Below are 14684 nucleotides of genomic sequence, written 5' to 3'. Positions count from 1 at the left end.
ATTTACAGAAAGACTGTTACATCTCGCACATCTTTCCAAAATGAAAGACAGTAAAAGCCATGTTGGAAAAACAAACTGCAGATTGCCACTATTCGGGCGTGGACGCTATTTCGAAAGCGCCATCCGCTTGTCGAAAGTGAGCATGAGCGCTTTCAGTTCCGGCTCGTTGACCCTTTTGGCGGCCTCTTCGGGAGTGACCCATTCAAGCCGTCTGGAATCCTTCTCGGGAAAGCTGTCCTGCAGCTCCGCCACTTCGAGCAGATGTACCTGAACCTTGCACAGCACATTGATGCCGCTGTTCAGCTTTTTCTCATACTCATAAAAGCCGAACGGGGCCTTATCCACCCTGCCTTTGACACCAGCTTCCTCGTAGGCTTCCTGTTCGGCAACTGCATGCGCCTTCTTGTTGGCCATGGGCCAGCCTTTGGGAATGACCCAGCGCCCCGTATCCCTGCTTGTCAGCAACAGGACTTCCGGCTCATGATGTTTTTTGGACGATCGATAGCACAGCGCTGCATATTGCTGTCGCGGCGGTCTGCGCAACATCAAGCCTACATCTGTCGCCAATCGATTCAAAATCTTCAATCCGTGTGGATCCTTCTTCGCCTGTTAGTCGTAACTGCTAATATAGATATCCTTTATGTCCCGCCAATCCCCTCTCACGCATAACCCACGATTGTCTTCATTCCGTTGAAGATCGTAGGCAGCAGGGGATGTGGCAGGGGTGCGAACGAAGACTTTGCCCGGTACGTAACCGTCAGCGACCGATCGCGGAAATACTGCATTTTTTCTGTTTTACGCTATTCAGAACGCAAAACCGCTATGAATTATTGCCGGAACTGCGTTGGCCAGTGTGCAATCCCCAATTCTGGAGACCTTCGATCACACCGTCAGCTTCGGTCGCGCGCGAGAGGAAAAAACGGCTGTCATTGTTCGCCAGCGAAAGAAGCTCCGGCAAGGCATTGCCAACGATCACACCGCGAATACCATTCAACTCGAACATCGCCCGATCATTGCCAGTATCGCCCGCAACGACTGATTCGTCGAGACCAATGTGCAGTTGTCCACATAACCACGCCAATGCCGCACCCTTGTCCGCGGCCTTGGGTAATATGTCGAGGTCGCGGTTGCTGGAATAGACGATCCGGGCATCGATATCCGCCGCAACGAGCGTGTCTTCGATATCACTGAGCGTCTTCTCATCCGCACCATGCAGGAACCAGCTGGATTTGAGTCCATGCTGATAGCGTTCCGCCTGCATGGTCACACCCGGCAGACCGGCCATGACATCGGCGATCTTTTTCCGGTCGAAACCCGTACCGAGCGAATGCGTATAGGCGCTTTCAAGCTCGCCCCGCTCTCTTGCGTGCAGCATGGTGCCGACCCCGCCGATAATGTAGTCGGGCCTCGGCAAAGGGACGTCTTCCAAAAGGGCGAGCTGGTCATCGACCAGCCTGCCGCTATTGAAGACCAGAACCGGGCGAAGATCGTCCGGCAGCGAATGCCAGAAATCGCGGAACCGGCGCGTAGCGGCGTTATCGCCGACGACGGTTCCGTCGAGATCGGTGGAAAACAGGCGAAGCGGTTTCAATCGCCGTCGTTCCATGGCTCTGCCCAATCGGATTCTTCCAGAACAGGCATCAGCGGCCTGCCTTCCACCAGCGCCAGCAATTGCTGCGCGATTCCCGTCCAAGTGAACAGGCTGCGCGCCTTGTGCGCCCCCATGCGGGAAAGCCGCCCATACAGCCGCTCGTGCTTGAACGGCTTCATCATGGTGATGCCAAGGTCTTCCTTATCGAAAGGATCGGCAAACAGCGCGTGGCGGCCGTAGCTGACGGCGCGGAACAGCCCGCCGTGGATGGTTACCACGGTTGGAGTTCCGCTCGCCATCGCCTCGATTGCGGTCATGCCGAATGGCTCGTAACGGCTCGACAGAACGAAAAGATCGGCTGCCCGGTAGATATCAGGCAAATCCTCGTCCTCGACATAGCCGGAAAACGCCACCTTGTCCTCCAGCCCGAGCGATTTGACTCGCTCTTTCAGCTGATTGAGAATGGTGGTTTCCTGCTCGTCCATATTCTCGCCGCCGACGGCCAGATGAAGGCGGGCTTCCGGTTCGCGCGCCGCAAGAACCGAGAAGCCGTCGATCAAAAGGTCGTAACCCTTGTTGGTGGCAAGGCGTCCAAGCGCCAGCACCACCTTGCCCTCGAAACCGAAACGCTGCCGGATCATTTGCCGCGTCGCATCCGAGACGGGGAAGAAGCGGTTGTCGTCATAACCCGGCGGGATCATGTGGATGTGCTTGCGCTTCAGACCGTAATCTTCGATCAGGACGTCGAGTTGCACCGGCGTCGTCGCAATCACCATGTCGCAACTGCGATAGATGATGAGTTCGTGCTGGATACGTTCCTTGAAATTGAACTCAAGTTCGAATGTATCGGCCTTTTCCGGGTAATCGGTTTCCATCTGGCGTTTTTTCCAGAGGCCGAGCGAATGCGGCGTGTGCAAATGCGGGACTTTCAGCGCCTCGGAAAGCCGCTGCCCGGCAACGCCCGCATCCCAGTAATGGCTGTTGATGAAAGAGTAGTTGAGGTTGTTTTTCTTGATGAAGCGCAACGCGTTTTCGCACCATTCCATCAGGTGGCGGTGCAGATATTCCTTGGGAATGAAATCGCGCCCGCCGCAGGGAATGCGCACCACACGGACGCGCTCGTCAACCTCGTCGAATTCCGGCTGGTCTTCGAAGCGGCGGGTATAGAGATCAACGGTGTAACCGAGCTGGCCGAGTTTGCGTGCAAGCTCAAGCACATAAACCACTTGTCCCCCGGTGTCCGCTGCGCCGAGTGGCGGGTGCGCGGCGACATAGCCATGCGTCGATATGAGAGCTATCCTTGGATAGCGTTCAGTTTCGCTCGTGGTCGTCATGGGTCCCATCTTGGTAAATTTTTCCAATTAACCCCAGAAAAAGACCAAAGAGGACAAAAGGTTCCATAAAATCTGAAGAAAAGCGATGCCGCATTTCGTCTGAAGCTGTTTTCAGGCGTTGCGCTGCTGTTGTCGCAGGCGTGAAATCCGGTCCCATTCCCTTGCCTGATGCGCCTTTGATGTGGTGTCCACGATGAAATCGATATGGGTTTCCGCCGCAGCCCTTGCCCCTGCCGCATTACCGCCCGCAATGGCCTCGTGGATGGCGATATGCTGTCTCAGCACCTCGTCATGCGCACCTGCGACACTGAATATGAGATGGCGGTTATAGAAGATGTCGTCGCTCAGGAGCCGGTAGCAGGACCGCAATGTGTGCATCAGCACGATATTATGTGCCGCCTCGCCGATGGCGTTGTGAAATTCCACATCGCTTGCAAGTTCTTCTTCGAAGCGACCAGCCTCATGCGCCTCCCGCATTTTTTCGACGATAGCCGCAAGGTTGCGCCTGTCCGGTTCAGTCGCCCGCTGTGCCGCAAGTTCGGCGGTCATACCTTCGATATATCGGCGATACTCCAGAAAATCCCGCGTTGCGCGGCTGTGGCGTGTGATCAGCGCGCTCAAGGGATCGGAAAAGACCGGACCGACAATATCCGCCACGTAAGTCCCACCGCCGTGCCGGCTGGTGAGAAGGCCGCGCGTTTCGAGTTCCTTCAGCGCTTCCCGCAGGATTGGCCGCGAGACATCGAGCTTCTGCGCCAGTTCACGCTCGCCGGGCAGCCGGTCGCCATCCCGCAATATGCCGTCGAGGATGAGCTCCTCGAAACGTAAGATCACCTCCTGCGATGTGCGGCTGTGCTCTATTCGGGCGAACAGTGTTTCGTCCATCGCAACATTCTCCGGCGAAGTCCCGCCCCGTATTCGATGGGGCAAATTATCAGCGAAGCATCGCACTGGTCAAATATTCTGTCCAGTTCTGCCGTAAGCTCTGCGCGATGCCTGCGGCAACACGGCACCTGCCTTTTTAAACTGGCTTTTGTTAAAGCACCCGCACAGGGTGGTGATGGCGGCTTTTCTCCGTCAGGTGCATCAAAACAATTACATCTGCTTCGATTGCGGTGTCGTCATCGCGATGGATGTTCTAGAAAACCGGCGAAACAGGCGGGGACGATATCGCAATGGCCAAGGGTAGATTTGCTTTCGCAAGCGCGCCGGAAAGATCGCTGGCTCTCGGCGAGGTTCATGCGCGGCCGACCGTGCTTCTCGCGCCGTCGCGCATCATCGTCCAGCTTGCCTTCATGATGGATGGCGGTTCTGCCGTGCATCACTCGGTCATTGCGGAAATGTCGCGTAGCCGGGGTGTCGCGCCGCCGGAACGCGATGCCCGCCACCATGCCATGCCCTGGGGGCAGGGCACGCTGCGCTGGGAGCGGCATACCGAATTCTCGACATGGTTCTGGGATGGCCCCGCGCCGGAAAAATTCGGCGGCGATATTGTCGGCGATCCGTTCGGCGACGGTTTTTCACCACCCGGCTCCCTGATATCAGGCATACGGCTGGAAATCCGTCTAGAGGGCGCAACGGCCCCCAATGCGGAGACCATGTTCGAGCCGACGAGCCTCTGTTACAGCGACGTGCGCGACGGGCAGGCGGCGATCCTCACCGATTTCCGTCAGGATCGCGACGGGTTGACGCAGATATTGGTGATCGACCGTGGCTTGAGCGATTACAGCCGCGGTGCGCTGGTGCAGCGGCTGCTGGATATCGAGACCTATCGCACGCTCGCCATGCTCGGACTGCCGATGGCGCAGACGCTGTCGCCTGAAATCCGTCGCATCGAAGATGGCCTGACGGGAATCACCCAGCGCATGAAAAACGGCGCGCGCGACGAGGCCGATGCGCTGCTGGCGGAGATGACCCGGCTTGCGGCGGAACTGGAAGCCAATGCCGCGCTCAGCCTCTATCGTTTTGGCGCCAGCCGCGCCTATGACGGCATCGTGCGTGAACGTATTCGCGCGCTTGCGGAAACGCCGGTTCAGGGGCACGAGACCATGGGCAGCTTTCTGGAAAGGCGTCTGGCGCCCGCCATGCGCACCTGCCAGTCGGTCGAGGAGCGGCAGGCCAACCTGTCGCGCAAGCTCTATCGCGCCACGGCACTCGTCAGAAGCTGGATCGACGTGGAACTGGAACGGCAGAACACGGTGCTCCTGAACACCATGAACAAGCGCGCCGCCATGCAGCTTCGCCTGCAGCAGACGGTGGAAGGCCTGTCCGTCGCCGCCATCTCCTATTACGTCGTCGGATTGATCGGTTATCTCACCAAGGCGATCAGCCACGACGTGCTGCCGGTTGATCCCGCCGTGGTCACCGGTCTTTCCGTTCCCTTTGCCGTGCTCGGCGTCTGGTGGGTGGTGCGCCGCATTCGCCGCTCACATGTCGAGGGCGGGCACTGAATACCGGCGTCAATCATGCTCCCAATAGGGTGAGGGGCCGTAAAGTCCGGCGAGATAGTCGATGAACAGCCGCACCTTCGCGGGCAGGAACTGGCGGCTTGGATAGACCGCCGACAGCGTGACGTTTCGCGATCCCTCATAGCTGGGTAGAACCTGCACCAGCCGGCCGGCGCGCAATTCGTGGCCGATATCCCAGGTGGAGCGCAACGCAATTCCCAGTCCCGATATCACCGCCTCGCGGATCACTTCGCTGGAATTGGTGACCAGCATGCCTTCCGGGCGGATGCTGAGCGCCCCGCCCGGTCCTTCCAGTCGCCAGATATCGTTGTTGTGGGCCGGCAGGCAGCGGTGCTTCTTAAGGTCCTCGATCGTAGCCGGCATGCCGTGGGCAGTGACATATTCCGCCGAGGCGCATAGCACGCGGCGCACCGGCGCCAGCCGGCGGGCGACGAGGCTGGAGGAATTGAGATCGGCGATGCGGATCGCCAGATCGTAACCGCCTTCGATGATATCGATGAATTCGTCGCTGAGCACCAGATTGACCGACAGGTCCGGGTGGCGCTCCATGAACGTCTTCAGATGCGGCGCAATATGCATGCGACCGAAGGAGGTGGGAGCTGAGATTTTCAGCGTGCCGTTGACGGTGTTGGCGCGCCCAGACACGAAATCCTCGGCATCCTCCAGCCCTTCCAGCACGGCAAGTACCCGTTCGTAAAAGCCCTGGCCCGCTTCGGTCAGTGAGATCTGCCTTGTCGTGCGCTGGAACAGCCGTGCGCCGAGCTTTTCTTCCAGCCGCTTGATACGCTTGGAAATAACAGCGGGCGAATAACCAAGCTCCTTGGCGGCAAGCGACATGCTGCCGGAGGCGGCAACGGTTGCGAAGACCTCCAGATCGCCCAGATTTGTCACAGTTGCCTCCCGATTATTTCCAGAACGGAAAAAATCCTTAGCATTTGATTGCGCTCCTTCAAAGTGGTAAAGAAACAATACCACTTGGCAAGACGTGCATGGAGGAGGGGGCGGTGACGCAGCCGATCAAGTTTCTGGAGCCGCGTGCGGCGGTTTTATCGAGCCGTGACCGCATCATATCCGATCTGAAGGATATCCTGGCCGAGGACTGTCTCGTGCACGAGCCGCGTGAGCTCGTGCCTTTCGAGACCGACGCTTTCGTCTCCTACCGCCGCCTGCCGCTGGCCGTCGCCTTGCCGAAGACCACCGAAGAGGTCGCAGCGGTGCTGAAATATTGTCACCGTTACGGCATTCCTGTCGTGCCGCGCGGCGCGGGCACCTCGCTTTCCGGCGGCGCCATTCCGCAGGAAGATGCGGTGGTGATCGGCCTTTCGAAGATGTCCGCGATCCTCGAACTCGATTTTTACAATCGCACGGCAAGGGTACAGGCGGGCGTCACCAATCTCTCCATTTCCGATGCGGCCGGTGCGGAAGGCTTCTTTTATGCGCCGGACCCAAGCTCCCAGCTTGCCTGCACCATCGGCGGCAATGTCGGCATGAATTCCGGCGGCGCTCACTGCCTGAAATACGGTGTCACCACCAATAATCTGCTCGGCGTAAAAATGGTGCTTGTCGATGGCACGGTGATGGAGCTGGGCGGCCAGCATCTTGACGCCGCCGGTTACGATCTTCTCGCCCTCGTTTGTGGTTCGGAAGGCCAGCTCGGCATCGTCACCGAGGCGACGGTGCGGCTGATTGCCAAGCCGGAGGGCGCGCGCCCGGTGCTGTTTGGTTTCGAAACCTCCGAAGAAGCTGGCTCCTGCGTGGCCGATATCATCGGCGCGGGCATCATTCCTGTCGCCATCGAATTCATGGACAAGCCGGCAATCGAGATTTGCGAGGCCTTCGCCAAGGCCGGATATCCGCTGGATGTCGGCGCGCTGCTGATCGTCGAGGTCGAAGGCTCGGAGGCGGAAATGGACGCCATGCTGGCCGATATTGTCGCCATTGCGAAAAAACACGGCGTGAAGACGGTCAGGGAATGCCAGTCGGCCATGGAGGCCGCGGCGATCTGGAAGGGCCGGAAATCCGCTTTCGGCGCAACGGGCCGCATCGCGGACTATATCTGCATGGATGGCACGGTGCCGCTTTCCCAGCTTTCCTATGTGCTGAAAAAAACAAGCGAAATCACCGACCGCCTCGGCCTTCGCGTCGCTAATGTCTTTCATGCGGGCGATGGCAACATGCATCCGCTGATCCTGTTCAACGCCAACGATCCGCAAGACGCCGCCCGGGCCGAAGAGGCGGGCAATGAAATCCTGAAGCTCTGCGTCGATGCGGGCGGTTGCCTCACCGGCGAACACGGTGTCGGCATCGAAAAACGCGACCTGATGCGGCACCAATATGCCGAGGCTGATCTTGCCCAGCAGATGGCGGTTCGCGCTGCTTTTGACGAGGGTTGGTTGATGAACCCTTCCAAGGTGTTCCCGCTGGAGGGGAGGGGATGATGTACTTTAGCTTTGTAGCCTTGGTGGGTGCGGCTCACCCCTCCGTGCCCGGCAGGGCAGAGGAGGGTATCTCTTGCTCGGAGCGCACCCCATGCTGACCCCTTATGCAGAAACCCAGGTCGCCGACATCATCCGCGACCACACGACCCGAAAAACCCCGCTGAAAATCATCGGCGGCAACACCCGCTCTGGTTTCGGCAATGCTGTCGAGGCAGATGAAACGCTTTCCTCCCGCGCAATGTCTGGCATCATCGCCTACAACCCTGCCGAAATGGTCATGACGGTCAAAGCAGGCACGCCGCTCGCCACCGTCGAGGCCGCCCTTGCCGAAAACCGGCAGATGATGGCCTTCGAGCCGATGGACCACCGCCCGATCATGGGAACCACAGGCGAGCCGACCATCGGCGGCGTCTTTGCTGCCAATGTTTCCGGCCCGCGCCGTTATGTGGCTGGTGCGGCGCGTGACAGCCTGCTCGGCATCCGTTTCGTCAATGGAAAGGCGGAAGTCATCAAGGCGGGTGGCCGGGTGATGAAGAATGTCACCGGGCTAGATCTTTCGAAGCTTCTGGCGGGTTCACACGGCACGCTCGGTTTTCTCACGGAAGTAACCTTCCGCGTGTTGCCGAAACCGCCCGCGGAAAAAACCGTGGTTGTCTCCGGTCTGGACGACGAGGCCGCGACGCGGATCATGGCGGCAGCGATGGCGATGAGCGTCGAGGTTTCCGGTGCGGCTCATCTGCCGGAAAGCGTTCGCTCCCATTTCATTGCAGGTGCGCTGCCGGAAGGTCCGGCGACAATCCTGCGGCTGGAAGGGCTCGGGGCTTCCGTCGAGGCGCGCGCGGCGAAACTCCTTTCCGTCATGGATCGGGTTGGCCCATGGGCGCTGCTGGAAGGCGAGGAGAGTGCTGTTTTATGGCGGCAGGTGCGGAATGTCGCGCCCTATGCCGGGCAAGATGCCAAACCGCTCTGGAAAGTCTCGGTCGCGCCGAGCGAAGGCCACAGGCTGGTTGCTGCCTTGCGCATGGAAGCGGGCATCGATGCCTTTTACGACTGGCAGGGTGGTCTCATCTGGATGCAGATGGAGGCGGACCCGGAAGCGGAATTGCTGCGCGGTGCCATCCGCGCGCTCGGCGGCGGGCACGCCACCTTGATGCGGGCGACCGACGCGGTGCGCGCCACCGTGCCGGCATTCGAACCGCGCCCGGCGGCGGAGGCCATATTGTCTGCGCGCATCAGGGAAAAGCTCGATCCGGCGGGCATCTTCAATCCTGGCAAGATGGGAAGGGCCGTCTGAACCATGCAAACATCCTTCACGCCCGAGCAGCTGGCTGATCCGCATGTGGCGGAATCCGAAAAAATCCTGCGCAAATGTGTGCATTGCGGCTTCTGCACCGCCACCTGTCCCACCTATGTCACGCTTGGCAATGAGCTGGACAGTCCGCGCGGCCGCATCTACCTCATCAAGGACATGCTGGAAAATAGCCGCCCGGCAGACCGCGAAGTCGTCACCCATATCGACCGCTGCCTGTCCTGCCTTGCCTGCACCACCACCTGTCCGTCCGGCGTCGATTACATGCATCTGGTCGATCACGCCCGCGCCCATATCGAACAAACCTATAAACGTCCCTTCATGGACCGCCTGACCCGCAATCTTCTGGCTGCGGTTCTGCCTTATCCCGGTCGCTTCCGGCTGGCCTTGCATCTGGCACGGATCACGCGACCCTTCGCCGGTGTGCTCGCGAAGTTTCCCGCGCTGAAACCGCTGCAATCCATGCTCGCTCTCGCCCCGGCTTCCGTGCCCGCCGTTTCAGCTTCTGCCCGTCCGGGTGAACGGTCAGCCGAAGGCGAAAAGCGTGGACGTGTCGCCATTCTTACCGGCTGCGCCCAGCCGGTGCTTGACCCTGGTATCAACGAGGCGACGCTGCGTCTTCTGGCGCGGCTTGGCGTGGAGGTTGTCGTGCCGAAGGGAGAAGGCTGCTGCGGATCGCTGGTGCATCATATGGGGCGCGAGGCTGAGGCGCTCGCCGCCGCCCGCCGCAATGTCGATGTATGGATGCGTGAAATGGAAAATGGCGGCCTCGATGCCGTCATCATCACCGCATCCGGCTGCGGCACGACCATCAAGGACTACGGCCATATGCTGCGGCTTGATCCGGCCTATGCGGACAAAGCCGCACGGGTATCGGCACTCGCGAAGGACATCACCGAATATCTTGCCACGCTCGACCTGCCACAGAAGGAAAGCCAGGGCCTGACGGTTGCCTATCATTCGGCCTGCTCCATGCAGCATGGCCAGAAGATCACCATGGCACCGAAGCAATTGCTGAAAGCGGCTGGTTTTACCGTCCGCGATCCGGCGGAAGGGCACCTCTGCTGCGGGTCGGCCGGAACCTACAACATCATGCAGCCGGAGATCTCAGGAAAGCTGAAGGCGCGCAAGGTGAGGAACATCGAGGCCACACGCGCGGATGTCATTGCCACCGGCAATATCGGCTGCATCACGCAGATCGCGACTGGCACGGAAATGCCGATCCTACACACGGTCGAGCTGCTGGACTGGGCTTATGGCGGACCGAAACCCGCGAGGCTTTTGGCTTAGAGCGCCGTTCGCTTGTAAGGGCCATGGGACCCAACACAAGGTTCGGGCCGGTGCGTCGTTCGCTCTGATCATCCTGTGACAAGCACAGGATTGAGGTTTGAGGGTAGCTTGGCACCCTGTCGGAAAGCGCCCTCTATTTCCATCCCAGCTTTAGAACTTGTAGGCCACGCCGAAGTTCACCGCATTGGTCATGATATCGGTTTTCAGCTTGCCGCCATTGTCGATATCCACGTCGATAAAGGAGTAGGTGCCTTTATATTCCACGAAGGTCGACCAGTTGTCGGTTATGCGGTAGCTAAGGCCGGCCTGCGCCTGCAGGGTTGCGCCACCGAACTGGTATTCGAAGGTTTTGCCGGAAGCCCGGGTAACCTCCACATGCGGCACGTTGATGCCAACGCCCGCGCCCACGTAAGGCGTCAGGCGCCAGGTCTCCAGCGGGAAACGATATAGCGCGTTCAGCGTCAAAAGGTTCAGGCCGTCGGTGAACTCGAAATGCGACCAGCCGGAACGCGCCAGCGTCTGGTCGTCGGCATAGACCTTGTCATGGGTGTAATCGAGCGAGATGCCGAGATTGTTGAGCTGGCCTTCCTCGAACCAGTAGGTGCCGCGCACCCCCCAATAGGCAGGGCTCGAAAATGACTTGCCTTCCCACCCCGCCCGAAAGTCCGTTCCGTCCGAAACCGTGACATCGCTGTGCGGGGCGCTTTGCCAGCCGCCGTAACCGGAAAATTCAAATTCCCCCGCGATTGCGGAAGAGAAGGAAACGCCGCTGAGCAGCAGGGCGCAAAGAATGGAAACGTGGCGCAGCATGGGGAGAATCCAGTTTGGTGTTGAGGACACACCAAACCGCTTTTTAGTAACATTTAAATGACAGAAACGAAAAACGGGCGGTCAGTTGACCACCCGTTTCAAGGCCGTTCCATCATCCCCCTGAGAGAGGTCCGGCGCCTGGCGTCCCCCGCCAAGTCTCCTTCAATCAATCTAGTAGCGATTGTACCGCTGCGGGGCATCAATTCAAGCGCGATCTGCCGTGGTGTGGGCTGTAAGTCCGCGTATTAGCGGCACCGTTGCCGTCATATCACAATGACTGTTGTTCCGACGTTCACACGCTCGTAAAGATCGGTGACATCCTCGTTGCGCATGCGGATGCAGCCTGAGGAATTGTTGCTGCCGATCGTCCAGGGCTGGTTGGTACCGTGGATGCGGTAAAGCGTGGAGCCGAGATACATGGCGCGCGCGCCCATCGGATTGGCAGGGCCGCCTTCCATGAAAGCCGGAAGGTAGTGTCCCTTCGTCGCTTCGCGGCTGATCATTTCTTTCGGGGGCGTCCAGCTCGGCCATTCCGCCTTGCGGGTTACCTTGTGCGTTCCGGCCCATTCGAAACCGGGCTTGCCGACGCCGACCCCGTAACGACGGGCCTTGCCATCCGCCATGACGAGATAGAGGAAGCGGTTCGGCGTATCGATGACGATGGTGCCGGGCTTCTGAGTGGTCTGGTAGCTCACGATCTGGGGCAGGAATTGCGGGGCGAGCTGCGTGCGCACCGGCGCATTCGGGCGAACGGCGGCGTTCTGTACCCGGGCCGGGCGCTGCGAGGTGACGCCGGAGCTTGGGCGCTGTGGCATGGCGGCCTGGCGCTGCTGGAAGAAAGGCTGGCGGGCTGCTGGCGCGCGCGGGTAAACCACGGGCCGCACATTGCCGCCACCAAGCTGCGTTACCCAGGGGGCGGAAAGGTCTGGACTGACAACGACAGGCGGGCGTTCCCGGTAACGCTCACCTGCTGCGGCGGCCGGGGCGGCGAAGGTGGAAACGAGGCTCAGCGCCAGAAAAACGGACTTCATCGTCATCGGGTGGACTCTCTCTGCGGTATGTCGCAACAATAGCAATTGCGGGATCATTCGCCCGCCTTGCCGGCTACGTTCGCACCTTGACGCCAGCGAATCGTAAATGGCTGTTCATTAAAAAGCGCTTGATTAGAAAAAGCTGGATTTAAGGTTAGCGACCCGTTTTGAAACGTGGTGAATGAGTGGTAAGTGCGCGCATCACGCCGGTCACGGGCGGGAGCGAAAAAGGGTGGTTGCGGTATGAACGAGGCGGGACTTGAAACGGGCGCGGATGGCCGCGTGCGGTGTTTCTGGCAGCAGGGACTTGAGGATTACAGCCGCTACCATGACGGAGAATGGGGTTATCCCGTCACCGACGATCGCCGCCTGTTCGAGAAGATATGTCTCGAGGGCTTCCAGTCCGGCCTCTCTTGGCTGACGGTGTTGCGCAAGCGCGAGGCTTTCCGTCTTGCCTTTGCCAATTTCGAATTCGAAAAAGTTGCGGAGTTCGGTGAAGCCGACATTGAGCGCTGTGTTGCGGACAAGGGCATCATCCGCCATCGAGGCAAGATCGTGTCGACCATCAACAATGCCCGTCGCGCCATAGCGCTCCGGGACGAATTCGGTTCGCTTGCCCATTATTTCTGGGGGTTCGAGCCTTCCGCCGCAGAAAGGCCGCAAAGGCTGGACTATGCGACGTTAAGGGCCAACCCCACCAGCGACGCGTCCATTCGTCTTTCCAGGGATTTGAAAAAGCGCGGCTGGACCTTCGTCGGCCCGACGACCGTCTATGCATTCATGCAGGCCATGGGTATGGTCAACGATCATATCGAAGGCTGTCATTGCCGTGAGCCGATCGAGGCCATGCGGCGGGAGTTTGTACGTCCATGAAAGCAAAGTCCCTTTTTCTGGCTTTTGTCATGGCCGTGGCGGCCGTGCCGCATCCATCCTCTGCGGAAAGCCGCAACGTCGACGGCATCTGGCTGGACGACGGCGAAAGGCTCAAGGAGGTTGCCCTGCCGCCCACCGGGCCGTTGAAACTAGATGGCTGGACACGGCGCGGCCGTGGCGATGTCTACCGCCTGAAGGTCAAGGCCGGGCAGACGATGAAGGTCGAGCTTACCTCTTCCAGCGAATTCGTCCTGATGGCGATCTTTGATTTTTCGACGCCGGATCAGGACGCGATCTTTTTCAGCGACTCCGAAGGTAAAATCGCCACGTTGACGCCGAAGGCGGATACCGAATGGCTGATCCGCCCGACGCTTATCCTGGGATCACCGCGTCGCGGGCTCGGCGCGCATTATATCCTGACGGTCAGCACTCAGAAATAACGGCCCGCCGCACCTTCAGGCCGTTTGCGTCAGCGCGATCAGGCCGAAGCTCAAGATTCCAAGCAGCACGAGCGAGAGGCTGGCGGCGAGGATGACCTTGCCCCCGGCATGGCGAAGGCTGCGAATGTCGACCGACAGACCAAGTGCCGCCATCGACATGATGGTGAGGATGTTGGAGAGCGAGGCGAGGGGGCCGAGCAGAACCTCGGGAATGAGGCCGAAGGAACGGGCCATGATCATCAGCACGAAGCAGATGATGAACCACGGAACCATCTGCTGCAACTTCAGCCGGCCCTTGCCGGACTGACCGTGGATGACGGAGAGGGCAGCAATGACCGGCCCCAGCATCAGGACGCGTATGAGCTTGACGATTGTCCCGGTCTGCACCGCAACGGCGCCGAGCGGGGCGGTGGCTGCTAGCACCTGCGGTACGGCATAGACCGTCAGGCCCGCGAAGATGCCATATTGGGTGGCATCAAGACCGAGAAGCTGCGGCAGAAACGGCATCAGCAGAACGGCGGCGACACCGAGAACGGCTGTAAAAGCAATCGAGGCGGCGACATCTTCTGGCTTGGCGCCAATGGCGGGCGCTGCCGCCGCAATGGCCGAATTGCCGCAGATGGAATTGCCGCAGGCGATAAGGGTTGCGAGTTTGGGTGGCAGCCCTAGCATCCGCCCGGCGGCATAGCTGAAGATCAGCGAAAGGGCGACGATGACAGCGATGCCGCCGATCAGCAAACCGCCGGCGCCTTTTAGAATGGCAAGGCTCAAGGATGCGCCAAGAAGCGCCACCGCAATCTCGAGCAGGGTCTTGGCACTGAACTTGATGCCGGCCGAAGCAACCGCTGGCAGCGACACGAGCGAACGCAAAAGCGTACCGATCAGAATAGCCAGCACCAGATCGCCGAGCCATGCATGTCCGGCAAGCCGCACCTGAAAGCGTTCCGCCAGAATGGCAGCGCAACTGACCGCCGCGCAAAGCAGAATGCCCGGCAGAAGCGGGGTCAGCGAACGAAAAGAAGACTGGAAGGGATGAGTGAGGGTGCGATGCTGTGCCATGGCCAGACAATGCCGGAATGGCCTGTTTTATTCTATCAAAT

At 59.8% G+C, this 14684-nt stretch carries 14 protein-coding genes; 6 read left to right on the top strand and 8 right to left on the bottom strand.

The window, feature by feature from the left end; all coding sequences use genetic code 11:
- Positions 1 to 105 precede the first annotated feature (105 nt).
- The 4 genes from ACQZ45_RS06185 to ACQZ45_RS06170 all read right to left on the bottom strand — a co-directional run bounded on the left by ACQZ45_RS06185 (position 106) and on the right by ACQZ45_RS06170 (position 3810).
- Positions 106 to 546, bottom strand: coding sequence for an NUDIX hydrolase (locus tag ACQZ45_RS06185; RefSeq protein WP_013635535.1), 441 nt, complete (start codon positions 544 to 546; stop codon positions 106 to 108).
- A gap of 274 nt (positions 547 to 820) precedes the next feature.
- Positions 821 to 1591, bottom strand: coding sequence for an HAD-IIB family hydrolase (locus ACQZ45_RS06180; RefSeq protein WP_111800666.1), 771 nt, complete (start codon positions 1589 to 1591; stop codon positions 821 to 823).
- Positions 1588 to 2934, bottom strand: a complete 1347-nt coding sequence (locus tag ACQZ45_RS06175) for a glycosyltransferase family 4 protein (RefSeq protein ID WP_004432251.1) — start codon at positions 2932 to 2934, stop codon at positions 1588 to 1590. The genes ACQZ45_RS06180 and ACQZ45_RS06175 overlap by 4 nt, the downstream gene beginning before the upstream one ends.
- 102 nt (positions 2935 to 3036) lie before the next feature.
- Positions 3037 to 3810 carry a FadR/GntR family transcriptional regulator gene (locus ACQZ45_RS06170; RefSeq protein WP_004432249.1) on the bottom strand — a complete coding sequence of 258 codons (774 nt, stop codon included), beginning with the start codon at positions 3808 to 3810 and terminating at the stop codon, positions 3037 to 3039.
- A gap of 290 nt (positions 3811 to 4100) precedes the next feature.
- On the opposite strand from ACQZ45_RS06170, the gene ACQZ45_RS06165 reads away from it, so the two are divergent.
- Positions 4101 to 5375 carry a DUF3422 family protein gene (locus ACQZ45_RS06165; protein WP_004432246.1) on the top strand — a complete coding sequence of 425 codons (1275 nt, stop codon included), beginning with the start codon at positions 4101 to 4103 and terminating at the stop codon, positions 5373 to 5375.
- A 9-nt stretch (positions 5376 to 5384) separates the two neighbouring features.
- Here the strand turns inward: ACQZ45_RS06165 and ACQZ45_RS06160 are convergent, their stop codons facing one another.
- Positions 5385 to 6284, bottom strand: coding sequence for a LysR family transcriptional regulator (locus tag ACQZ45_RS06160; RefSeq protein ID WP_004432244.1), 900 nt, complete (start codon positions 6282 to 6284; stop codon positions 5385 to 5387).
- 98 nt (positions 6285 to 6382) lie between these two features.
- Between ACQZ45_RS06160 and ACQZ45_RS06155 the strand changes: the two genes are divergently transcribed.
- The 3 genes from ACQZ45_RS06155 (at position 6383) to glcF (ending at position 10430) form a co-directional block, all read left to right on the top strand.
- Positions 6383 to 7831 carry an FAD-linked oxidase C-terminal domain-containing protein gene (locus ACQZ45_RS06155; protein ID WP_448742220.1) on the top strand — a complete coding sequence of 483 codons (1449 nt, stop codon included), beginning with the start codon at positions 6383 to 6385 and terminating at the stop codon, positions 7829 to 7831.
- Positions 7832 to 7922: 91 nt separating this feature from the next.
- A complete protein-coding gene (glcE, locus tag ACQZ45_RS06150) occupies positions 7923 to 9125 on the top strand; it encodes a glycolate oxidase subunit GlcE (RefSeq protein ID WP_113291969.1) in 1203 nt (400 codons plus the stop codon).
- A 3-nt stretch (positions 9126 to 9128) separates the two neighbouring features.
- Positions 9129 to 10430 (top strand): glycolate oxidase subunit GlcF, encoded by a 1302-nt coding sequence (gene glcF, locus ACQZ45_RS06145; protein WP_004432239.1) that lies wholly within the window; start codon positions 9129 to 9131, stop codon positions 10428 to 10430.
- 150 nt (positions 10431 to 10580) lie between these two features.
- Here the strand turns inward: glcF and ACQZ45_RS06140 are convergent, their stop codons facing one another.
- Both ACQZ45_RS06140 and ACQZ45_RS06135 read right to left on the bottom strand, forming a co-directional pair.
- Positions 10581 to 11240 carry an outer membrane beta-barrel protein gene (locus tag ACQZ45_RS06140; RefSeq protein WP_013635541.1) on the bottom strand — a complete coding sequence of 220 codons (660 nt, stop codon included), beginning with the start codon at positions 11238 to 11240 and terminating at the stop codon, positions 10581 to 10583.
- 263 nt (positions 11241 to 11503) lie between these two features.
- Positions 11504 to 12277: a L,D-transpeptidase gene (locus tag ACQZ45_RS06135; RefSeq protein WP_113291968.1), complete on the bottom strand. Its 774-nt coding sequence runs from the start codon at positions 12275 to 12277 to the stop codon at positions 11504 to 11506.
- Between the two features lie 237 nt (positions 12278 to 12514).
- On the opposite strand from ACQZ45_RS06135, the gene ACQZ45_RS06130 reads away from it, so the two are divergent.
- Together ACQZ45_RS06130 and ACQZ45_RS06125 are read left to right on the top strand one after the other, a co-directional pair.
- Positions 12515 to 13144 carry a DNA-3-methyladenine glycosylase I gene (locus ACQZ45_RS06130; protein ID WP_019564246.1) on the top strand — a complete coding sequence of 210 codons (630 nt, stop codon included), beginning with the start codon at positions 12515 to 12517 and terminating at the stop codon, positions 13142 to 13144.
- The gene (locus ACQZ45_RS06125) at positions 13141 to 13584 is read left to right on the top strand and encodes a hypothetical protein (protein ID WP_113291967.1); all 444 of its coding nucleotides are present in this window, start codon (positions 13141 to 13143) and stop codon (positions 13582 to 13584) included. Before ACQZ45_RS06130 ends, ACQZ45_RS06125 begins: the two co-directional genes overlap by 4 nt.
- A 15-nt stretch (positions 13585 to 13599) precedes the next feature.
- Here ACQZ45_RS06125 and ACQZ45_RS06120 read toward each other — a convergent pair whose 3' ends face one another.
- The gene (locus tag ACQZ45_RS06120; protein WP_113291966.1) at positions 13600 to 14643 is read right to left on the bottom strand and encodes a YeiH family protein; all 1044 of its coding nucleotides are present in this window, start codon (positions 14641 to 14643) and stop codon (positions 13600 to 13602) included.
- Between the last annotated feature and the right edge of the window lie 41 nt (positions 14644 to 14684).

This window comes from Agrobacterium sp. 16-2014-1-2a (genome assembly GCF_053522705.1).
The sequence above is the reverse complement of the archived record's forward strand: the minus strand, read 5'-3'. Positions and strand labels throughout refer to the sequence as shown.